This is a genomic window from Prevotella sp. HUN102 (assembly GCF_000688375.1).
GTDB lineage: Bacteria > Bacteroidota > Bacteroidia > Bacteroidales > Bacteroidaceae > Prevotella.
This window is the reverse complement of the sequence record NZ_JIAF01000004.1, coordinates 2,113,826-2,135,739: the sequence shown is the minus strand read 5'-3', so window position 1 is coordinate 2,135,739 and position 21,914 is coordinate 2,113,826. Positions and strand designations below refer to the sequence as shown.

The 21,914-nt window shown below is 43.3% G+C and carries 14 protein-coding genes and 2 pseudogenes; 9 read left to right on the top strand and 7 right to left on the bottom strand.

Features of this window, described 5'->3' with window-relative positions; translation table 11 throughout:
* Positions 1 to 11: 11 nt before the first annotated feature.
* From P150_RS0114535 to P150_RS0114520, 3 genes are all read left to right on the top strand, one after another.
* On the top strand, positions 12 to 920 hold the full coding sequence (locus P150_RS0114535; RefSeq protein WP_028898332.1) for a dihydroorotate dehydrogenase: 909 nt from the start codon (positions 12 to 14) through the stop codon (positions 918 to 920).
* Positions 921 to 1,256: 336 nt separating this feature from the next.
* Positions 1,257 to 1,748 carry a 3'-5' exonuclease gene (locus P150_RS0114530; protein WP_036932243.1) on the top strand — a complete coding sequence of 164 codons (492 nt, stop codon included), beginning with the start codon at positions 1,257 to 1,259 and terminating at the stop codon, positions 1,746 to 1,748.
* Between the two features lie 430 nt (positions 1,749 to 2,178).
* Complete coding sequence (locus P150_RS0114520; protein WP_028898330.1) at positions 2,179 to 3,024, top strand: transposase; 846 nt, start codon at positions 2,179 to 2,181, stop codon at positions 3,022 to 3,024.
* A gap of 48 nt (positions 3,025 to 3,072) precedes the next feature.
* On the opposite strand, the pseudogene P150_RS0114515 reads toward P150_RS0114520, so the two are convergent.
* Positions 3,073 to 3,510 (bottom strand): annotated as a pseudogene (locus P150_RS0114515) (transposase); the annotation flags it as partial.
* 201 nt (positions 3,511 to 3,711) lie between these two features.
* Here P150_RS0114515 and P150_RS0114510 point away from each other — a divergent pair.
* Positions 3,712 to 4,740 carry a hypothetical protein gene (locus P150_RS0114510; RefSeq protein ID WP_028898328.1) on the top strand — a complete coding sequence of 343 codons (1,029 nt, stop codon included), beginning with the start codon at positions 3,712 to 3,714 and terminating at the stop codon, positions 4,738 to 4,740.
* A 679-nt stretch (positions 4,741 to 5,419) separates the two neighbouring features.
* Here the strand turns inward: P150_RS0114510 and P150_RS0114500 are convergent.
* The 4 genes from P150_RS0114500 to hflX form a co-directional block, all read right to left on the bottom strand.
* Positions 5,420 to 7,063, bottom strand: coding sequence for a fumarate hydratase (locus P150_RS0114500; RefSeq protein ID WP_028898327.1), 1,644 nt, complete (start codon positions 7,061 to 7,063; stop codon positions 5,420 to 5,422).
* 178 nt (positions 7,064 to 7,241) lie between these two features.
* Positions 7,242 to 10,160 (bottom strand): pitrilysin family protein, encoded by a 2,919-nt coding sequence (locus tag P150_RS0114495; protein ID WP_028898326.1) that lies wholly within the window; start codon positions 10,158 to 10,160, stop codon positions 7,242 to 7,244.
* Positions 10,161 to 10,239: 79 nt separating this feature from the next.
* On the bottom strand, positions 10,240 to 12,093 hold the full coding sequence (locus P150_RS0114490) for a DUF4954 family protein (RefSeq protein ID WP_028898325.1): 1,854 nt from the start codon (positions 12,091 to 12,093) through the stop codon (positions 10,240 to 10,242).
* 29 nt (positions 12,094 to 12,122) lie between these two features.
* Entirely contained in the window at positions 12,123 to 13,376 is a 1,254-nt protein-coding gene (gene hflX, locus P150_RS0114485; protein WP_028898324.1) for a GTPase HflX, read from the bottom strand.
* Between the two features lie 183 nt (positions 13,377 to 13,559).
* On the opposite strand from hflX, the gene nagB reads away from it, so the two are divergent.
* Together nagB and P150_RS0114475 are read left to right on the top strand one after the other, a co-directional pair.
* Positions 13,560 to 14,354, top strand: a complete 795-nt coding sequence (gene nagB, locus P150_RS0114480; protein ID WP_028898323.1) for a glucosamine-6-phosphate deaminase — start codon at positions 13,560 to 13,562, stop codon at positions 14,352 to 14,354.
* Between the two features lie 219 nt (positions 14,355 to 14,573).
* Positions 14,574 to 15,569, top strand: coding sequence for a transporter (locus P150_RS0114475; RefSeq protein WP_028898322.1), 996 nt, complete (start codon positions 14,574 to 14,576; stop codon positions 15,567 to 15,569).
* A 680-nt stretch (positions 15,570 to 16,249) separates the two neighbouring features.
* Here the strand turns inward: P150_RS0114475 and P150_RS0114465 are convergent.
* Positions 16,250 to 16,741: a ferritin gene (locus P150_RS0114465; protein ID WP_028898321.1), complete on the bottom strand. Its 492-nt coding sequence runs from the start codon at positions 16,739 to 16,741 to the stop codon at positions 16,250 to 16,252.
* 209 nt (positions 16,742 to 16,950) lie between these two features.
* Here P150_RS0114465 and P150_RS0114460 point away from each other — a divergent pair, with 209 nt between their 5' ends.
* Complete coding sequence (locus P150_RS0114460; RefSeq protein ID WP_036932242.1) at positions 16,951 to 18,303, top strand: threonine/serine exporter ThrE family protein; 1,353 nt, start codon at positions 16,951 to 16,953, stop codon at positions 18,301 to 18,303.
* 147 nt (positions 18,304 to 18,450) lie between these two features.
* Here the strand turns inward: P150_RS0114460 and P150_RS16625 are convergent.
* A pseudogene (locus tag P150_RS16625) lies at positions 18,451 to 18,921 on the bottom strand (Lrp/AsnC family transcriptional regulator).
* Positions 18,922 to 19,320: 399 nt separating this feature from the next.
* On the opposite strand from P150_RS16625, the gene P150_RS0114450 reads away from it, so the two are divergent.
* Complete coding sequence (locus tag P150_RS0114450; RefSeq protein WP_025830329.1) at positions 19,321 to 20,610, top strand: site-specific integrase; 1,290 nt, start codon at positions 19,321 to 19,323, stop codon at positions 20,608 to 20,610.
* Positions 20,611 to 20,622: 12 nt separating this feature from the next.
* The gene (locus tag P150_RS0114445; protein WP_028898319.1) at positions 20,623 to 21,906 is read left to right on the top strand and encodes a YhcG family protein; all 1,284 of its coding nucleotides are present in this window, start codon (positions 20,623 to 20,625) and stop codon (positions 21,904 to 21,906) included.
* The last annotated feature ends 8 nt before the right edge of the window (positions 21,907 to 21,914 follow it).

Below are 21,914 nucleotides of genomic sequence, written 5' to 3'. Positions count from 1 at the left end.
AATGATAATCAATGGCTGATTTAAATGTAAAGATAAATAGTTTAAAGCTAAAGAATCCGGTAATGACTGCCAGCGGCACGTTTGGATATGGTTTAGAGTTTAAGGATTTCGTGCCGTTAGATGAACTGGGAGGCATTATAGTGAAAGGAACCACGCTTCATCCACGCGAGGGAAACGACTATCCCCGTATGGTGGAGACTGCTCACGGAATGCTGAACTGTGTGGGATTGCAGAACAAGGGCGTGGATTATTTCATTGAACACATCTATCCCGAGGTTAGCAAGATAGGCACAAACATCATCGTGAACGTGAGCGGGCACTCCGTGGACACCTATGCCGCGGCTGCCGAACGGCTCAACGACTTAGAGCATATCCCTGCCATAGAGCTGAATATTTCCTGTCCGAACGTGAAGGAAGGAGGAATGGCTTTCGGCGTAACCTGCTCCGGTGCGTCGTCGGTGGTACGCGAAGTGCGCAAACGCTATCACAAGACACTCATCGTGAAGCTTTCCCCCAACGTTACGGATATTGCAAGCATTGCCCGTTCGTGCGAAGACGAGGGAGCCGACTCCGTTTCCCTCATCAACACCCTTATGGGAATGGCCATCGACATAGAGAAGCGCAAGCCCCGTCTCAGCATTCGCACCGGAGGACTTTCCGGTCCGGCTGTCAAGCCCGTAGCCGTCAGAATGGTTTACGACGTGGCAAAGGCTGTAAAGATACCGGTCGTGGGCTTAGGTGGCATTTCCACGGCCGAAGATGCAATAGAGTTTCTTATGGCAGGTGCGACGGCAGTACAGATAGGGACGGCCAATTTCGTAGACCCTCAGGTTACTATCAAGGTGCGCGACGGCATCAACGAATGGCTCGACAACCACGGTTGCCAATCCGTGTCTGAGATAATAGGATGCTTGGAATAATGGAAGTGGACGAGTTTACAAGTGAACAAGTTTACAAGTAGACAAGTTCACAACTGAACGAGTGAACAAGGAGATTGCTTCGTGCGCCTGATGGAATAACATCAAAGTAGAGCTGAAACGCTATGATGAAATAAGAAACTTCCTTGTTCTCTTGTCTCCTTGTTCCCTCATTCCCTTACAGCCTTATCCTCCCCTCGTTCCCTTGCAAACTTGTTTCTTAATAAACCGGTTTCCTTGTAAACTTGTTTTCTCGTCTACTCGTTTCCTTGTAAACTTGTCTCCTTGTCCCCTTGTAACCCCGTCCTCTCGTCCCCTTGTCCCCTTACTTCTCCAATTATGCTTAGAAATTTTGCAGCAATAGATTTTGAAACAGCCAACGGAGAACGCACCAGCGTTTGTTCGGTGGGCGTAGTGATAGTCCGCGATGGAGCAATCGCAGAGAAATTCTATTCGCTCATACAGCCCGAGCCTAACTACTACACTTACTGGTGTACGCAGGTTCACGGACTGACACGCCGAGACACCGACAACGCGGAGGTCTTTCCCCGTGTATGGGAAAAGATTGCGCCAAAGCTCGAGGGGCTGCCCTTGGTGGCTCACAACAAGGCATTCGACGAAAGCTGCCTGAAAGCCGTCTTACGTTGCTATCAGATGGACTATCCAGATTATCCTTTCCTCTGCACGCTCCAGCAATCGCGCAAGGTGTGGCCCGGAGGCAGGCACACCCTCGATGTTATCGCTCAACGATGTGGCTACAATCTCAAGGCTCATCATCACGCCCTTGCCGATGCTGAAGCCTGTGCTGCCATTGCACTTGAGATATTTTAATGAGTGGACGAGGGAACGAGTTTACAAGTTTACAAGTGGACGAGTGGACGAGGGAACAAGTGGACGAGGAGATTTCCAATTCTATCATAGCGTTTCAATCCTACTTTGATGTTATTTCTATTGGGCGCACGAAGTAATCTCCTTGTTCTCTCGTTCGCTTGTGAACTTGTAAACTAACCCTCTTGTCTCCTCGTCCACTTGTTCCCTTGTCCACTCGTAAACTCGTCTCTGCATAGTCTAATCCCTCTCCTGATACATCTGTTGTTCTTTTTCTTGTACTTTTCGGCGTAATGGACATTTGGTAGGCTGAAACCTTCCGAATGTCCTTTATTTATTATCTTTGCAGCATTTGAAAACTTATGAATAAAAAAACTGCATATTCTGTAACGGCTCAAATGTTAAAAAGAACGGTCATCGGCGCGGCTTCCAAATGTACAGTTGTCGGGACTGTGGTAAACAATTCCAAGGGGGAAAACGCATTAAAGACATAACCCTTTGGAACGAATATCTGACTGATAAACGGACCGTTTCAGAGCTGGCCATTATCCACAAATGTTCAGAGCGGGCAATACGCCGCCATCTGGGATTGGTAGCGGACAGTTACAGTCCTGTCTATCCCGAGTCAGCCGTCATCATCATTGATACGACATACTTCTCCCGCAGCTTTGGTGTTATGTTGTTTATGGATGCGGAATCCGGAAAGATACTTCATCGCAAGTATGTCAGGAACGAAACGGACAGGGATTATCTTGGCGGACTCAACCATATAGAAGAGTTTGGAACAGAAATAAAGGCAGTCGTATGTGACGGGCACACAGGACTCCTGCAAGCTGTAAACTCCTATCCTGCACAGATGTGCCAGTTCCATCAGTTGCAGATAATAAGGAGGTTACTCACGAAAGCCCCACATCTGACTGCCGGTATAGAGTTGCTGAAATTAGTACAGAGTATGTTCCCGATGAAGAAAAATGAGTTTATATCGCTGTTTAACAAATGGTGTGAGGCCAGGGAGGATTTTCTCAATGAAAGAACGGTGTTGGTATCCGGGAAAAACACCTATACGCACAGAAGGCTAAGAACGGCAAGACGCTCTATGAGAACGCATCTCAAATGGCTCTTTACCTATGAGGAACATCCTGAATTGAACATTCCTAATACGACAAACCGTTTGGAAGGATTTAACGCACAAATCAAAAGGGCATTACTAAATCACAACGGGCTGAATGAAAGAAATAAGAAGAAATTTATTGACGGGTTTCTCAATACGAAAAAGTAGGCTGGATAATCCAGCCTACCAAATGTCCATTACGCCTACTTTTCATTTGCATTTCCTCCTTTGGGCAATGTCCCAGAACACCCTGTAAATGTGTATTCTCTGGTTCCCGCAGACGCGAAGTAGGGTACTGTCAACAAAGTTGATGCCTGTGCATTTCCCCAAGAGAACCTTCTTGATAAACGAAGCCAATGGGATGGCGACCTTCCTTTCCAATTCTACAAAACGGTTGTACGAGACAACCTCGGGGAACAGATGTCGCAGGTGCTTGCACACCTTTTTAAGATAGAAATGCTTCAGGCAGCGATAGCTCGAATCGTGAAAGAGAATCATAATCAACATGATTTCTGCCTTTGACATGGTGGAATCACGGTGATACTTCCTCTTGTTAACCGGTTTTAGCGTATATTTTGCCATCATTACATCAAAAAACTTGTAGAAGTCATCTGCCATACAAAATATTTCAGTAACTTTGTCTTCGGTAATCATAGCGATTTTTGTTTGTATTTCTTTTATTTTAGCACTATAAAGTTACAACAAATTTCGCTAATCGACAAATATACAAGGATTTACAATTCGTCGAACTCATATTAAATAAATTCCATTCAATGCAAATGTTATTGCAAAAAATGCTACCTTTGCTTTATAGCAATATATTTGCTTGACTTTCTGAAATAATTTTAAGACATTATGTATAGAAAATTATTAATAATTCTTTTGTTTTTAATGGCTTTTATTCCTTGCGAAACATTTAGTCAGGTTTTAGAGAAGATTGAGGAAACTGATGAAATATTTATTCGAAAGTTTTATGATGAAATTAATCAGCTGTATTTAAGAGTACAAAAAGAAAGTATACCAGGCTATATTGAAGTGTATAATGAGATGTTAAGCAAGGTTTTAAGTAAATATTGTTGTGGTGACGTGTCTTATGAAACAATGTATGGCTGGAATGAACTGGATGTAGTACTCTTTAAAGGGACAGTAGGGTTTACAGTTGATGGTATTACGCCAATTGATAAAGAATTGAGAATTTATGATGTGGATTTCTTCGAAGAGTGCCATAAAAGTGTGCGCTTACAACTCACCACTCAAGAGGGAAGCAAAAAAATCTATGCAGTAAACCATATTAAGCGTCCTGTGGTTTTGCACAATGATACGGTTAAAATAATAGGAGCGTCCAATCAAAAGTTTTATAGGGTAAACAGGCAACTTAATGTTTCGGATTATTATGAACTTGTAGATTCGTGTAAAATACGGCGCGATTATGAGGTGTTTGTATTTTCTCCATCACAGAGAAAGCAAGAAGATGTTGTCGATTCATTGCGGATTTATGCAGACCGTTTACTTTTGATTTACCATAAAGGCAAATGGAAGCTATATGATAATGTTATTTCTAATTTATCTGTTTTAGAAGATGGTGCTTTGATTTTTTATGAGACCATTGTTAAAGATAGCGATGATGATTCTGACTTCTGCCTTTCCTTTATGGCTGGGCAAGGTTATAAAAAAGGATGGAAATTCAAGATATCTATGAAAAACAATGATTTGATAATTGACGAGATAGCATATAGCGAACATAGTGGAGGATTATATTATCAGAAATTTATTGTATGGAATTATAATGGCTGGGAAGAGCCATTCATTCTAAGGCGATATAATCGTTTTATGATTTACTGGGCTGAAAATGACAGGAATCCTATCGGATATTATGACCATTGAGGCTGTGGACAAGCAGTTCTAAATATTGTGTTTCTTTTTATGTGAAGATTTGAATTTGATTGCTTAAAGAGGCAGACATAGCTCTGAACTTTGCTCGTCTGTTTTCTCTTTCTTGAAATCAGAGACTGTCTGTTTGTAAAATATTTTCAGTTTAAGGTACTGTGAAAAAATAACGCTCGCATACTTGTATTGCAATCTTCGCACAAATACGATGCAAATGTACGAAAAATGCATCTCATTTGTGCAAAGATTACATTGCTAATAAGATGTATTTGTAAATAATTGTCAATCAGTAGTTTATGATAATAGGATATTTCTGTTCCTGAGCGTATTATGTAAATTCTTTTCGTGTTTTGAAAGATTTCTTAGGAGTTGTCAGTAGTATTGTCTCTGAAACTTGGATAATGTCTTTAGGAACGCTTGCTGATAAAAACTTTTTTCAAGGCACAAGATGAGACCTCTGCAAAAGTCCTTTTGCAGAAGACTTTGAAATATATAACTTATTGATAATCAAGTATGACGTTTTTGAGCACATAGGGTTTTGCAGAGGTCTCAAGATGCCAAGAAGCCTGAAAAAATCCGTTTGTAAGCAAAGAAATAAAAAAAGACAAAGCGGCATTGGAACTGAAATAATATTCCTTTGCCACTTTGTCTTTAACTTGTTAGCCTGTCTTTTGTGTTATCGCTTTGGGCATCCTGTCCACGGCTTCAACTGCTTGAAGAAGTCGTTGCCCTTGTCGTCTACGAGGATGAATGCAGGGAAGTCTTCAACGTCAATCTTCCAGACTGCTTCCATACCGAGTTCAGGATATTCAACACATTCAATGCTCTTGATGCTGCTCTGTGAAAGTACGGCAGCAACGCCACCAATAGTTCCAAGATAGAAACCACCGTGCTTCTTGCAGGCATCTGTAACTTCCTGTGTACGGTTGCCCTTCGCAATCATAACGAGCGAACCTCCGTTTGCCTGAAACTCATCTACGTAAGGATCCATACGGTTGGCTGTTGTCGGACCCATTGAACCGCAAGGCAAACCATTAGGAGTCTTGGCAGGACCGGCATAGAGCACTGGATAATCCTTGAAATATTGTGGGAGTTCCTCGCCTGCATCCAAACGAGCCTTGAGCTTAGCGTGGGCGATGTCGCGGGCAACAATGATTGAACCCTTCAAATTGACACGTGTGGAAACCGGATATTTGGTAAGTTCGGCACAAACGGCATCTATCCCCTTGTCAAGGTCGATTTCAATGCCCTTTGCACCTTCGCCCGGCTTGCGATATTCTTCAGGGATAAGTTCGCCGGGGGTTGTATCCATTTTCTCCAACCAGATCCCGTCTTTGTTGATTTTGCCCTTGATATTACGGTCGGCAGAGCAAGAAACGCCCATACCGATAGGACAGCTTGCACCGTGGCGTGGCAGACGGATGATGCGGATATCGTGAGCAAGATATTTTCCTCCGAACTGCGCGCCAAGACCTATCTTTTGAGCTTCTTTCAGAATCTTTTTCTCCAGTTCTATATCGCGGAAGGCACGGCCGGTTTCATCGCCCGTTGTCGGAAGATTATCGTAATATTTGATGCTGCCCAACTTGACAGTAAGAAGATTCTTTTCTGCTGATGTGCCACCGATTACAAAACATATATGGTAAGGAGGACAGGCCGCCGTACCGAGACTCTTCATCTTTTCCACGAGGAAAGGAACGAGTGTACCTTCGTTCTGAATGGTAGCCTTGGTCATTGGGTAGAAGTAGGTCTTGTTGGCAGAGCCGCCACCTTTAGCCACCATCACGAACTTGTACTCTGCACCTTCGGTAGCCTCGATGTCAATCTGTGCCGGAAGGTTGCACTTAGTGTTTACCTCATCGTACATATTCAACGGAGCGTTCTGTGAATAACGGAGATTTTCTTCGGTAAATGTGTTGAAAACACCACGAGACAATGCTTCCTCGTCTTCAAAACCAGTCCAGATGTGCTGTCCTTTTTCGCCGTGGATAATGGCAGTACCCGTATCCTGACAGAAAGGAAGTACTCCTTTTGCAGCAGTTTCTGCATTACGGAGGAACTGAAGTGCTACATACTTGTCGTTTTCTGATGCGTCATCGTCGGTAAGAATCTTGGCAACCTGCTCATTGTGGGCACGACGGAGCAGAAATTCACAATCGTGGAATGCCTGCTGAGCGAGCAAGGTAAGTGCTTCCGGCGCAACCTTAACTATCTCTTGTCCCTCGAAATTAGCTACTGAGACACCTTCTTTGGATAATAGTCTGTACTCTGTGTCATCCTTGCCCAACTGAAACATCGGGGCATATTTGAATTCGGCCATAGTTTACGTACCTGAAAACCTTCCTGAAAGTTTGAGGACGCCTCCCTTTATGAAGGTTTCAGGGTTTTGTTAAATATTAAATAATGTCTTTGAATCTTGTGTATATAAATGAGTGGACAAGCGAAGACCAGACTGCGAAATCATATCCTTGCCAACTTGTCCACTCACTGTTCTCATTTTAATAACCAAAGATTTCCTCTGTGGTTACGCGTTTCACAGGAGCAATCTTTTCCAATGCCTTCATATCGAGTTCCTTTTCATTACCAAGGATGAGATACTTAAAGGGCTTGTTGGCCATATTGGCTTTCTCAAAGTTGATAATGTCCTGAAGTTGGATGCGTGGAAGGTCGTTGTAAATCTTCTCTGCCAAACTGTAACTCAGTCCGAGTTTCTGTGTTGCCTGATAAGCAGTAAGGACACTGAACTTGGTTGTGCGTGAAGAAGCAAGGCTCTTTGTCAGGCTCTGCTTAGCCAAATCGAAGTTTGCCTGACGAACAGGGACGTTATCGAGCAATTCATTGAACTGCTTCACACAATCCATCATCTTATCGTTCTGTGTAATGATGTAGGTAAAGAAGTTTTCTTTATCTTCCAAACGGCTTGGAGTGCGGTAGCGTGCGCTTGCGGAATAAGCCAAAGCACGTGCTTCGCGCATTTCTTGGAATACGATAGAGTTCATACCACCACCGAAATACTCATTGAACAATGAGATTACGGCAGCATTGTCAGCCGACCATTCCTTGTTTTCGTTGTGGAACTGAACCATATAGATGTTCTTTGCATCGTAAGGAGCAATGAGAACTTCATTCTTTGGTGTTGTTTCGGTTACATAAGGCTTAGCTTCAGGAAGTTTTGCAAACTTCTTTGGAGCCTTGATGGTTTTTGTGATGAGTTTGTCCAATTCCTGCATTGAAGAAGGACCATAGTAAAGCACAGTCTGCTTGTAGTTCTTTAACTTCTTCAAAGAGTTAAGAAGCATTTGCGGATCCATTGCCTTCAACTGCTCTTCGCTGAGGATATTGCGTGTAGCATTGTAAGAACCATACATACCGTAATCGAACAAAGCACTGAAGTTTTCATCCTGATCGGCCTTGTTGTCCTTACGGGACTTAATCAGCAGCTCAACAGCTTTATTGTATGCGTCTTTATCAACCTTTGCATTTTCAATACAGTTGTAGAGAAGTGAAAGAGCCTGTGGGAGGTTTTCGTTCAAACCACTTAATACGATATAAGTCTCATCCTTGCTCTGACCGATAGAATAGTCGCACGCAAGCTTGTAAAACTCCTGCTTGATCTGCTCGTTTGTCATCTTGTCTGTACCAAGATAGTCTATGTACATTGCAGCATAGCCGGGGAGAAGGTCGCTTTCTTCGCCGAAAGGAATCTGGAAATAGAGCGTGAAAAGGTCGTCCTGTGTATTCTTCTTATAGAGAATCGGCCAGCCTTTCTTTGTCTGTCCCTTAGCCATATCCTTGTTGAAATCAACGAATGAAGGCTGAATAGGCTCAACCTTATGGTTGGCTATCTCATCGAGGAAGGCAGAACGCTTGTCGTTGTTTGTTGGAATTGGGGTAATCTTTGGCTTGTCCACTTTCTGAATACTGGTGTCTGTGCCTTGCTTCTTGTAGATGCAAGCGTATCCGTTGTCGAAGAAACGGTTGGCAAAGCTCACGATATCAGCCTTGGTGAGTTTGGAAATACGGTCAATCTTGTCTACACTCTGTTTCCAGTCTATGTTGTTGATGAAGGCATCTACGAAAGCATTTGCACGAGATTCGTTGTTGTCGAGGCTGCGATAATATCTGCGTTTGTAGTTGTTGATTACTGATGGCAGCAAATCATCAGAGAAATCGCCCTTCTTCAGCTTTTCAATTTCAGCCAAAATCAAATCTCTTACCTCTTCTAGACTCTGACCTTGCTTCGGAGCACCCAGTGCAATGAACATAGAATAATCATTGAGTTCAGAAAAACCTGCACCTGCCGACTGCAACTTCATCTTCTGATTGAGGTTCAGGTCGAAGATACCTGCACGGCCATTGCTCAGCAAATCGCTGATAATGTTCAATGTGTCTGCCTGAAGAGAGTTGCCTGCCTTTGCTCTCCAGCCGAGATATATGTTCTCTGCTTCCAAACCAACTACTGTCGTGTCTACGGGAACAGTATATTTGGGCTGTGGTCCATATTGAGGTGCGCTTAAATTGTCGCTCTTCTTCCAAGAATCAAAATACTTTTCGATAGTAGCAACGGTCTTGTCAGGGTCCAAATCGCCGGCAAGACAAATGGCAACATTGTTCGGAACGTAGTATCTGTGGTAGTAATTCATAATATTGGTAATGGAAGGATTCTTCAAATGCTCACCTCTACCAATCGTTGTCTGTGTACCGTAAGGATGGTTAGGGAACAGTTTTGCCATCAATGCGGCATACATCTTGCGGCTGTCGCTGGTCAATCCCATATTGTATTCCTCATAAACAGCTTCCAATTCCGTGTGGAAACCACGGACAACCATATTCTGGAAACGGTCGCTCTGTACCTTTGCCCAAGACTCCAGTTCGTTGCTCGGAATGTTTTCCACGTAGCAGGTAACATCGTTTGATGTATAGGCGTTTGTACCCTGACTACCGATAGCAGCCATCAGCTTGTCGTATTCATTGGGAATGTTGTACTTTGCAGCCAACTGTGATACAGAGTCAATCTTTGCATACCATACCTTTCTCTTTGCAGGGTCAGTGATATGGCGATATTCTTCGTAGAGGTTTTCAATTTCCTTTAGGTAAGGGCGTTCAGCCTCATAGTTGGATGTACCGAATTTCTCTGTTCCCTTGAACATAATGTGTTCAAGATAGTGAGCCAAACCCGTTGTTTCGGCAGGGTCGTTTCGGCTACCCGTGCGAACAGCGATGTAAGTTTGCACACGTGGTTTCTCCTTGTTTACACTCAGGTAAATCTTCAAACCATTCTTCAATGTGTAGATGCGTGTCTTCATCGGGTCGTTAGGCACGCTCTCGTAGGTATAAGTCTGTGCTTTCACGCCAACTACTCCGAGCAGAAGCAGCAGACTCATACTTAGTTTTCCAAAAATTAGGTTTTTAAGCATAATATTACATTTAGTTTTATATAATTATTCCTCAGACCACAAGAAGCCATTTGCTCCTTGCAGCCATTGGAATGTTAATTTATTCCTCGTAATCTATTTCGTGATCGAGCTTTGTTACAAAGTCGGTAAACACTTCTTCTTCCACGTCGCCCATATTGAATTCTTTCTCGGCATCCTTGCGAATCTCGGCAATCCAAGCACGTCGGGCTTCTATATAGTCTTCCTTGATTTTCGCAGCATCGGCATCGGTAATCTCCTTTATGCCATAGTAGTCGAGAATCAAACGATAAGTCCAAGCCCACTGATACTTTCTGTAATTATCATTGATTTCCGTGAATCGGTCCAAAACTTCCTGAACAGTTTCCAAAGTTCCGTTCTTGATGTCGTCCAAAAGACGGAGCTCCTCGCTTTCGGGGAGCAGAAGACCTGACAGGTCATTCCATTTTCCAATACCTATTTCCGTTTCCGGTTTACCGAAGAAGCCCCATTTGTTGGCACGCTTCAATACTGCGCCCATATAGATTCGCAAAGCGATGTCATAATACTTGATGCCTTTCTTCAGGCTTGATGCGTTGATAACGTATTCGTGGAAGTTGTAGCTGGAAACATTCTCGCCACTGGCCTGTTTCAGATTCTCAAGAATCTTCTTTCCACGGATAACCTCTCCGACAGAGAACGGCGACAGCCAGTCAAAATTTACGATACTCTTCTGAGATTCCTGTGGACGCATATCGCGCTTTGGCCATTTACGGATGTCGCGGTAGAGCCCAACCGTAGTGATGTTGCGACCGGGAACAAGATACATTATGTCGCCATAAGCAATCAAGTAAGAGAATGGCAATGCCTGCGTGTTGGGATGGTGCATCAGTTTGCCGAAACAAACAGAGAAGGTACCGATGGTTGCCGGCATCAGCACGTAGCTGCCGCTCGCCGTCTTCGTTCCTCTTTCCAATATTCCCCAGTGCATTGGTCCCATCTTGTATGCGTGGTTGGAGAAGTTGGTTGCCGAACCTGCATTATAAAACGAGAACATACCACCGATAAGCAGCGAACTCTTATGGTGCGAAGCACTGAAAGGACCGCAGAATGCAGCGCAAGCCTCGCCGTTCGACATATATGAATTGGCAAAGAATACGCTCTGCGAAGCCGTGAATCCGTTGGCAATATGGCAGGCTTCCCCCACGAAACAGTCCTGCATCTTCACGCTGTTGATGACACTTGTGCCGTCGCTGATAATCGTATTCTCACAAATAACACCAGTACCTATATATACACTTGCATTCGGCGAACTGAGAATCGTACAGTCGCTCAATCGTGCAGCACCGGAAATCTCACAATTATCCTGAATGATAGTATTGGTAATTTCTTTTGTATTCGTTATTTTTACATTGTTTCCAATAGTACCGCAATCGTGGCTGGTGCGGGTAAGCTCTTCAGAGATAAGACGACGAATCGCATTCTTCAAGTCCTTATCGGTAAAGTGCTTTACCATAAATGCAGCAAACTGGCTGTTCAGGTCGTGGAAAGAAATAAGGTTTCCATCGCCCACCTCATTCAACACGGAAATGAGATTACCCTCTCCATAAGTTGCACCCTCAGTTGTTTCCAATACAGAGATATTCGTAATCACGCAATCATCGCCAATGGAATAATTGTTGATGTAATTTCCGATTTTTTCTATCAAGCAGTTGTTGCCGACCGAAACATTGCGCAGCGTTGCATCGTTGATGCCGGAATGCTTCACGAAGCCCTTTGTAACCTCTACGTTCTTTTCAAATCTGCCAAGACGAATATCGCCGTAGAACATTACACGGTGGAAGAACTTGGGTTGGAAGCCTTCGCTCGCTACCAACACTCTGTTCCAATCTTCCGCCCAACAACTATTGTTTTCAAATATACGAATTTCTTCTTCTGTTAATGGTCTAAATTCCATAAATTATTTCTTTTAAATTGAGTCTAAGTTTATTCGTCGATATCGACATTATACAAGAAATCGTTATAGGGATATTTCTGTACGTGAAGTTCCCTTACCTTTTTATATAGAATATCTCTAAACTCATCTATATTGTCTTTTTCTCTCGCAGAGATGAACAGGCAGTCTTCATTCAGCTTTGCCATCCACGTCTTTTTCAGTTCTGCAAGAGATATATTTTCTTTTGTCGGTGGAGTCAGATCGTCTTCTTCTTTTTCCTCCCAAGTGTAATTATCAATCTTGTTGAAGATAATCATTGATGGCTTATCCGAGCACTCGAGGTCGGTCAAGGTCTGATTTACCACCTGTATCTGTTCTTCAAAATCAGGATGAGAGATATCAACAACGTGCAGTAACAGGTCTGCTTCTCTTACCTCGTCAAGGGTAGATTTGAACGAATCCACCAAATCTGTTGGCAACTTACGGATGAATCCCACCGTATCAGCCAAGAGGAAAGGAAGATTTTCCAACACAACCTTACGCACTGTGGTGTCCAGTGTTGCAAAGAGTTTGTTCTCGGCAAACACCTCACTTTTGGAAAGAAGATTCATTATGGTAGACTTTCCCACGTTCGTATAGCCCACCAGAGCCACGCGAATCAAGCGTCCGCGGTTCTTTCGCTGAGTAACTTTCTGTTTGTCTATCTCCACCAGTCGCTGTTTCAGAAGCGTCATACGTTGGAGAATGATACGACGGTCCATTTCCAATTGCGTCTCGCCGGGACCTCGAAGACCCACCGAACCTTTTCCTCCACCCGAACCGGAGCCACCTCCCTGACGTTCCAAGTGAGTCCACAATCGCTGCAATCGTGGAAGCATATAGCGATATTGCGCCAGTTCCACCTGCGTTTTTGCATTGGCAGTCTGCGCACGCATAGCAAAAATATCGAGAATCAAGGAAGTACGGTCGAGAATCTTCACACCCAGTTCGCCTTCTATGTTGCGAAGCTGCTTGGCAGACAGTTCGTCGTCGAAGATTACCATACCAATCGGCTCTTCGTTGTCTTCCATTTCCTTTATATAATCTCTTATTTCTTCGAGCTTTCCCTTCCCCACGTAAGTGGTCATATTCGGACCGCCTACGCGTTGCGTAAATCTTCTGACAGTAACAGCTCCCGCCGTGTCTGCCAGAAACTCAAGCTCGTCCAAGTATTCTTTTGTCTTGGCTTCGTCCTGTTCCTGCGTTATTAATCCAACGAGGACAGCTGTTTCTGCCTTGACTTCAGATATAACAAATTCCTTCATTAAAATAGCACTATTTTATAATAGTGCAAAGGTACGAAAAGGAAACAGGAAATAAGCCGAAAGCAAAATATTTTATTCATCGAAATGTTATTTTTTATAAATAATATAGGTGTTTTTATTAGTTTCTTTCAAGAAAAAACTACTTTTGCATCGTTATAGATTTAACGTTTTAAAGATAAGTAAATGAGACTAATTATTGAGTCAGATTATGAGAAGTTGTCAAAATGGGCAGCTAATCACGTAGTAGAACGCATCAACGATGCAAAACCAACAAAAGAACATCCTTTCGTATTAGGTCTTCCAACAGGCTCTTCTCCAGAGGGAATGTATGCTGAGCTTGTGAAAGCAAACAAGGAAGGTAGAGTGAGTTTCCAGAATGTATTGACATTCAATATGGACGAATATGTGGGTCTTGCAGAAGACCACCCGGAGAGTTATCACTCTTTTATGGCGCGCAATCTTTTCGATCACATTGATATTCCTCGAGAGAACATCCACATTCTCAATGGCAACGCCAAGGATTTGGAAGCTGAATGTGCCAACTATGAGAAGATGATTGAAGAAGCCGGTGGCATAGACCTCTTCATTGGAGGCATCGGCCCTGACGGGCACATCGCTTTCAATGAGCCGGGTTCAAGCCTTACAAGCCGTACACGCCAGAAGACTCTGACCACGGACACCATCATAGCCAACTCCCGTTTCTTCGATAACGATGTAAACAAGGTTCCTAAGTTTGCTCTTACCGTAGGCGTTGGTACTGTAATGGATGCCCGCGAAGTTATGATTCTCGTAAACGGACACCACAAGGCACCGGCTTTGAAGGCTGCCGTCGAGGGTTCTGTAAACCATTGGTGGACAATCTCCGCATTGCAGATGCACCAGCACGGTATCATCGTGGCTGACGATGCTGCCTGCCACGAAATCAAGGTGGGCACTTACCGTTACTTCAAGGATATCGAAAAGGATAATCTTTTGTAAAAGAACGGGAGAGCCGGTCGGCAAGGAAACAGGCTGAAAGGTCTGCAACCATCATCCTTATGCTAAGTATGAGGAGGAGTAATGGGTTGTGCTGATATTTGCAAAGTTCTATCTTTGCAGACCCGGCAACTTTCAATAAACGTTAAAGGTTGAAATGCAATCGACATCATTCGAGGCATTTCAACCTTTTTTCATACCTTTGTAAAAATCTCATAAACAATGGATATTCTAAAATTCTTGAAGAACTGGACACTCCCGGTGTCAATGGCAACCGGCGCAATGGCTTATCTGCTCTTTGCTTTCACGCCTGCTCTGGATGCTGCTTCCACCTTTTTACAGCCCATATTCGAAGCCATTCTTCCATTGTTTATGTTCCTCATTCTCTATGTTACGTTTTGCAAGGTGGATTTCAGAAAACTGCAACCTGTGAAATGGCATCTTTGGGTGGGAATCTTTCAGGTTATTTTCGTTGCAATCGTGGTTGGAGCTATCCTCGTATTCCATATTGCCGGCAAAGGATTGATTCTGCTCGAAGCCATTCTCACCTGTATCATCGGCCCGTGTGCCGCGGCGGCAGCCGTAGTTACGCAAAAACTCGGTGGCAGTCTTGAAGATATGACCACTTACACCTTCCTTTCCAACTTCATCTGTGCAGCCCTTATCCCCATCTGTTTCCCACTCATTGAGCCGGGGGCGAATATGGGATTCGTTGCATCTTTCCTGCTGATTCTCTATAAAGTGTGTATGGTGCTCGTTGTGCCAATGATATTGGCGTATATTACAAAGCACCTTGGCATTCTGCACAAACTCCACCAATGGATCGTTAGCGTGAAAGACCTCAGTTTCTATCTGTGGGGATGCTCGCTGATGATAGTAACAGGCACTACCGTCAAGAACATCGTTCACGCCGACTCCACGGTTGCTTTCCTTCTTCTTATCGCCTTGCTCAGTCTTATCCTTTGTATGATTCAGTTTGCCGTAGGCCGTTATATCGGCCATTTTTTCCACAGCACGGTTGAGTCCGGTCAAGGATTGGGACAGAAGAACACGGCTTTCGCCATTTGGATAGCCTACACCTACCTGAATCCTCTTTCCTCCGTGGGTCCGGGCTGCTATATTTTATGGCAGAACATCATCAACAGCATTGAGATTTGGCATCACGAACGCCATACAAAGGAATTGAATGCTACTGCGAAAGGATACGCTGAATCTTGATGTTTGTCTGTCATTAAATCAGACATTTTTAGATAAATCTTGTTACTGGAATAATAAAGATTATTGAAGAAAAGTTTATTTTACCCTCAAAATTTACGATTAAACGTAATAAAACCCTCAAAATTCAGGAGATATTTTGAAACGGAAGGGAAACGGGTCTCAAATATGCGAGTTTTGAGGGTCGTTTTTTAACTTTCTGATTATTAGCAGATTGTGGAGTATAAAAATAATCTTGTAGTCAGGTTTACACTCAATCTTTTTGCTTAAATCCAGAGAAAAGGATAGAAATTGTTCGGTTTCGGATTCCATTCTTCGCAAGAATAGGTTGCATTAATGCGAAGATGAGGCTGCATTTTTAGGATGAATGATGGATGTTTTTGTGAAGAATGAAAGAAAAGAATCGAAAAACGAAGGGATTTTTATGCTTCCGACTGGTTGTTTTGGCTAATTAAAGAGCCGGAATGTGCCAGATTGGAAAAATAAAATGTAAAGAAAAACTAAAGGAATGAGTGATTGAAATGCTGAAATCGCAGGTTTGCTATGTTTGTGTTTTAAAGCAAAAAAGAACTGAGCACTACGAAATATAGTGCTTAGTTCTTTTTATTTTTCTCGATTCAGTCGGCAGGATAACTGTCGGTATTCAAGAGTTTACAGGCAAGTGAATGCTTGTCCGTGTCAATTTATCCTATCAGGCTTTTTGAAATCTTGCTGTCGATATGTGCAACGGCGTGGCTTGAAAGCTGCTTGAAGAGGTCGAGGATGTCATTGACGCTCTTTTCTTCTTCCACCTGCTCGTCGATATACTTGGCAATGAAGTTCTGAGAAGCACGGTCTTTCTCGTCGTCGGCAACGTCAGCCAACTCGTTGATGAGGTCTGTAACGTGCATTTCGTGCTTCAAGGTTTCCTCGAAGATAGTCTTGCAGTCTGTCCATTCTGTCGGAACTGCGTCGATGGCAGAAACGGTTACTGCACCACCACGGGTGAGCACATAGTTTGCCATATCCAGTGCGTGCTCTCTTTCTTCTTCAGCCTGTTTTGCCATCCAACCGCCAAAGCCCTTCCAACCTTCCTTGCGGAACCAGAATGACATACTGAGGTAAAGGTTTGACGACCATAATTCAGCGGTAATCTGCTTGCTGAATGCTTCCTGCATCTTTGAACTGATATTCATAATGTAATGTTTTTGTTTTGTATCGGGCAAAATTGCCATTTATCTATGATGCAAAAGTAAGACTTTATTTTGATAAATGCAAATCTAAATGTTAGTTTGTAATTATTCTAAATAATTCTTTATAAGGACTTTTATAATTAAGAAATGCCTGTGTTATTCAGAATAAAAAAGCTACCTTTGCAATAGTTTTTCATCTAAATATAACCAGAATGCAGACAGAACAACTCAATGACAAGACACGCAGGGTACACAGAAAGCTGACGATTTTGCTGAAAGTGGGAATGGTGCTGATGGAAAGTGCTGCCGACACCAACCGTATTGTGAGAAATATGAAGCGCATTGCACTTTTTCTGGGACTGGAAGAGGAAAATCTGCACATCGATGTGCTGTATGGGACGCTGAAAGTGAATTACAGCGACGATACGCATTCGTTCAGTCGATTCGTGCATTCCGACAAGTACAATATAAATATGAAGGCACTGGCGGCAATGAGTCAGTTGTCGTGGCAGGCAATTCAGAAAGACTACACCGTGAGTAAGTTTGAACAGGTGGTGGATAAGATTGCGCGTGGAAAGTCGGATTACCCTGCGTGGCTCGTAACGCTCGGTGCAGCTTTGGGCTGTGGCGGCTTCTGCGTCTTGTTTGGAGGCGACTGGCCGTCGTTCGTTCCTGCGATGATAGCCGGTTGGGTGGGTTTCTTTGTGCGTGGATGCTTGCTGAAATCCAATTTCAATGTGTATATGGTAACTGCGCTCACGGCTTTTCTCAGCACGATGACGGTGTGGCTGCTGACGCTCGTTCTGCCCGAAGGATTCACGGACAAGCCTTATCATCCTTTCCTCTGCTGCGCTCTTTTCCTTGTTCCGGGCGTGGCTCTCATCAATTTCCTCGACGATATGCTCGACAATTATCTGCTGGTAGGACTGGCACGACTGTCGAATGCCATCGTGCAGATAGCCTCGATGACGTTCGGAATCGTTATTGCCGTGAGCATCTGCGGGGTAAACAACTTCCTGACCACGCTGAGCATTGCGCCTGCCATCAGCTATTGGGAGGCTGCCATCGTAACGGGCATTTCGGCAATGGGCTTCGGAATGATATTCAATGTGCCAAGACGCACGCTGCCTGCCGTGGTGTTGCTGGGCATTATGGGAATGTTCGCGCGCAATTTTCTTGCCTTCGACCTCGGAGTAGGCGTTATCATCGGTTCTTTAGTCGGTGCTTCGCTCATTTCTCTCGTTGCCATCCGACTTGTTCAGCCCACGCGCAGTCCGAACCACGTGCTCTCCATCCCCAGCGTTATCCCAATGGTGCCGGGCATTCTTATGTATCGTGGCATCTTCGGATTTATTCAGATGGGACGCGAGATGGAAGGATTCCTCCGTTCGTTCGATTTTCTTATCAATGCCGGACTTATCGTGCTCTGTCTGTCTATCGGCGTTGCCATCCCGAACATCTTTGCCCGCAGATGGATTGCCTCTACACGCAGGCGGCACTTGCAGGAAATGATAGACGAGCGTCGCAAGCGTGGCAGATTTCTGAACCTTTCAGAATTTGATTAGAATACGAGATTTGCCCACAAACTTCGTCCGAAAACATACAGGCAACCCTCCTTATATATAAAGGAGGGACTATTTAGGAATCCTGCTTTATATTTTTCGGAATCCCTTTTTGTAATTTTCGGTCTTCTATTTTATTTCTTCGGACTTCTATCTTGTAATCGGAATGCCTCGTGTGTTCTTGATTTCCCCGATAATGAAGATACTGTGCAGACTGCCCACACACTCCAATGTTCCCAATGTATTGAGGAGGAAATTCTGATAATCCACCATATCCTAGGCAAACACCTTGACGAGGAAATCGTAATCGCCACTGGTGTTGTAGCATTCCGTTATTTCCTCAATCCTCTGCACGGCCTCCATAAACTCCTCGATGAGTTCCTGTGTGTGCTGCTTCAGTCGGATGTTGCAGAGAACAATAATTTTGTTCCCCACTTTCTCTGGATTTACCACAGCCATATACCTTTCTATATAGCCGTTTCGCTCCAGTCGCTTCTGCCGTTCAAAGGCTGGCGACGGCGAAAGATTCACCTTTGCCGCAAGTTCTTTCGCTGTCAGATGAGAATTTTCCTGTAATATTCTCAGCATTTTCAGGTCGGTTGCGTCCAATTCTTCTATCATCGTTCTTAATTCAATGTCTTGCGCAGAATAATATTCTGTAAATTTACTGTTTTGTTTGTAAATATAGGATATTTTTCCGAACATCTTAGAATATTTGTTTGTTAAAGATAGATTTCATACCTTTGCAAACGTAATCCTATTTGAAGTAAATGAAAATTCAAGACTGGAGTAAACACATTATGATTTGTTTTCCTTGACTGAGGTATTAGTTTGGACAATAAGGTTATGCAGAGAGATAGGCTCTTTCTCTTGAACCTTCAAATAGTATCATAAATGTTCAATCTGTTGTATAATAGAGATTTATACAGAATGTTAATAAAATAATATTTCATGGAAAATCTTTGGTAATATCAAAATTTGGGTGTAATTTTGGGTGCAGAAATCTATACACCCAAAAGCATGAACATCAAACGAAACATTATCTTCACGTTGGAAAGTAGGAAGAAGGACGGTGTTCTCATTGTTGAGAATGTGCCTATCCGTATGCGTGTCAATTTCGCTTCCAAGCGGATTGAGTTCACGACAGGCTATCGCATCGATGCTGCCAAGTGGGATGCAGATAAGCAACGTGTAAAGAATGGTTGTAGCAACAAACTGAAACAATCGGCTTCTGAAATCAATGCTTCACTCTTGGGCTACTATACAGAAATACAGGACATCTTCAAGAAGTTTGAAGTGGAAGAAATAATGCCCACACAGGAACAAATAAAAGAAGCATTCAATGCGCTGCACAAACCTATTGAGGAAGAAGTCAAACCGAGAAAATCAATGCCTAACACTTTTTACAAAGTGTTTGATGAATTTGTGCGAGATTGTGGACGGCAAAATGATTGGACGGATTCCACCTACGAGAAGTTTGCTGCGGTGAAAAATCATCTGATGAACTTTCGAGATGAACTTACATTTGATTTCTTTGATGAGAGGGGGCTGAATAATTATGTTACTTATCTCCGTGATGTAAAGGAAATGCGTAATTCTACCATAGGCAAGCAACTTAGTTTCTTGAAATGGTTTTTACGCTGGGCATTCAAGAAAGGTGTGCATCAGAACAATGCCTATGACAGCTATAAGCCCAAACTTAAAAGTACACAGAAGAAAATCATTTTCCTCACATGGGAGGAACTGAACAAACTCCGAGAGTTCGAAATACCTACTACCAAGCAAGCCTTAGACCGAGTGCGTGATGTTTTTCTATTTCAATGCTTCACAGGTTTGCGTTATTCCGACGTGTTCAATCTTCGCAGAAGTGATATAAAGGGCGACCACATAGAGGTTACAACTGTCAAGACTTCTGATAGTTTGATTATCGAACTGAACAACCACAGCAAAGCGATACTTGACAAATACAAGGACGTGGCATTTGAAGATGATAAGGTGTTGCCTGTCATTACCAATCAGAAAATGAATGATTATCTCAAAGAACTGGCAGAATTGGCAGGTATCGATGAACCAGTACGCCAAACTTATTACAGAGGTAATGAGCGCATTGATGAGGTTACCCCAAAGTATGCCCTACTCGGCACACATGCTGGTCGTAGAACATTTATCTGTAATGCCCTTGCATTGGGAATTCCTCCGCAAGTTGTGATGAAATGGACAGGGCATAGTGATTACAAGGCTATGAAGCCATACATAGACATTGCAGACGACATCAAAGCGAATGCCATGAGTAAATTCAATCAGTTATAACGCTAAAACGATATGAGCCAAGAAATAAATAAAACAGATCACCAAGATTTAGATCCCGTTGTACGAGCCATCGGTACTGATCTTGAGCATACACAAGTACGCTTAATAGCCTCTGCAAACGCAGACATGCTTTTCCACTATTGGAAAGTGGGACATTTTATTCTCTATCTCCAAAAGAAAGAAGGTTGGGGAAGCAAAGTGATTGACAACCTATCCAAGGCGATACGCTCAAAATATCCAGATAAGAAAGGGTATTCTCGCAGAAATATCTTCTATATGTGCCAGTTTGCCAGTGCTTATCCGTTGGAAGTGCTGAAAGAGATGGACAGGATAGATAGCTTACTCACAACTCCTACTGTAGAGAAGGTTTTAAGTCTGACAAACGAACTCAATCAAATTGTGCAACAACCTGTTGCACTAATTCAAGCCACAGAAAATCAATCGAATACAATTACGCAACAGCCTGTTGCACAATTAGAAGAAGTTACTGAAACATTGTCAGCAATCTATCACTGCGACATCAGTCAGATAGAGGAAATCTTCAAGCATTCTGCCATAGTTCGCACCAACTGGGCGAGCCATGTAATTCTGCTTAATAGTAAGCTTCCATTGGGCGAGTGCTATTGGTACATTTCGCAAGCAGTTGCTAATGGATGGAGTCGCAATGTTCTGCAGGTGCAGATTGAGACCAATCTTTTCGCTCGACAGGTCACGGCAAAGAAAGTGAGTAACTTCTCGGCACGATTGCCCAAACCGCAAAGCGACCTTGCCAACTATCTGATGAAAGACCCTTATATCTTTGATTTGATGGGGCAAACAGATAAAATGGCAGAACGAGACCTTGAACAACAATTGGTATCTCATATCACCAAATATCTTTTGGAAATGGGCAGTGGCTTTGCATTTGTGGCACAGCAGAAGCATTTTGAAGTAGGCGATTCTGATTTCTATGCCGACCTCATCCTTTATAACATCCAACTGCATGCATACGTGGTTATCGAACTAAAAGCTACACCTTTTAAACCAGAATATATGGGGCAACTGAACTTCTATATCAATGTTGTGGACGATACCCTTCGTGGCGAACACGACAACAAGACCATCGGCTTGCTCCTCTGCAATGGTGGAGATAAAGTGGTGGCACAATATGCTCTTTCTGGCTATGATCAGCCTATTGGTGTCAGTGATTATCAACTGACAAAGGCTATACCTGATGATTTGAAGTCGGCTCTGCCTACGGTGGAAGAAGTTGAGGAAGAGTTGTCGAAGATAGTAGAGCAAGATAGCGAAAGATGAAATATCTA

Excerpts from the sequence above, each read along its gene's own strand:
- P150_RS0114495 (WP_028898326.1), bottom strand. The coding sequence starts at position 10,160 with ATGCTTAAAAACCTAATTTTTGGAAAACTAAGTATGAGTCTGCTGCTT.
- P150_RS0114520 (WP_028898330.1), top strand. The coding sequence starts at position 2,179 with ATGTACAGTTGTCGGGACTGTGGTAAACAATTCCAAGGGGGAAAACGC.
- P150_RS0114490 (WP_028898325.1), bottom strand. The coding sequence starts at position 12,093 with ATGGAATTTAGACCATTAACAGAAGAAGAAATTCGTATATTTGAAAAC.
- P150_RS0114530 (WP_036932243.1), top strand. The coding sequence starts at position 1,257 with ATGCTTAGAAATTTTGCAGCAATAGATTTTGAAACAGCCAACGGAGAA.
- P150_RS0114510 (WP_028898328.1), top strand. The coding sequence starts at position 3,712 with ATGTATAGAAAATTATTAATAATTCTTTTGTTTTTAATGGCTTTTATT.
- P150_RS0114445 (WP_028898319.1), top strand. The coding sequence starts at position 20,623 with ATGAGCCAAGAAATAAATAAAACAGATCACCAAGATTTAGATCCCGTT.
- P150_RS0114450 (WP_025830329.1), top strand. The coding sequence starts at position 19,321 with ATGAACATCAAACGAAACATTATCTTCACGTTGGAAAGTAGGAAGAAG.
- P150_RS0114535 (WP_028898332.1), top strand. The coding sequence starts at position 12 with ATGGCTGATTTAAATGTAAAGATAAATAGTTTAAAGCTAAAGAATCCG.
- nagB (WP_028898323.1), top strand. The coding sequence starts at position 13,560 with ATGAGACTAATTATTGAGTCAGATTATGAGAAGTTGTCAAAATGGGCA.
- hflX (WP_028898324.1), bottom strand. The coding sequence starts at position 13,376 with ATGAAGGAATTTGTTATATCTGAAGTCAAGGCAGAAACAGCTGTCCTC.
- P150_RS0114465 (WP_028898321.1), bottom strand. The coding sequence starts at position 16,741 with ATGAATATCAGTTCAAAGATGCAGGAAGCATTCAGCAAGCAGATTACC.
- P150_RS0114475 (WP_028898322.1), top strand. The coding sequence starts at position 14,574 with ATGGATATTCTAAAATTCTTGAAGAACTGGACACTCCCGGTGTCAATG.
- P150_RS0114460 (WP_036932242.1), top strand. The coding sequence starts at position 16,951 with ATGCAGACAGAACAACTCAATGACAAGACACGCAGGGTACACAGAAAG.
- P150_RS0114500 (WP_028898327.1), bottom strand. The coding sequence starts at position 7,063 with ATGGCCGAATTCAAATATGCCCCGATGTTTCAGTTGGGCAAGGATGAC.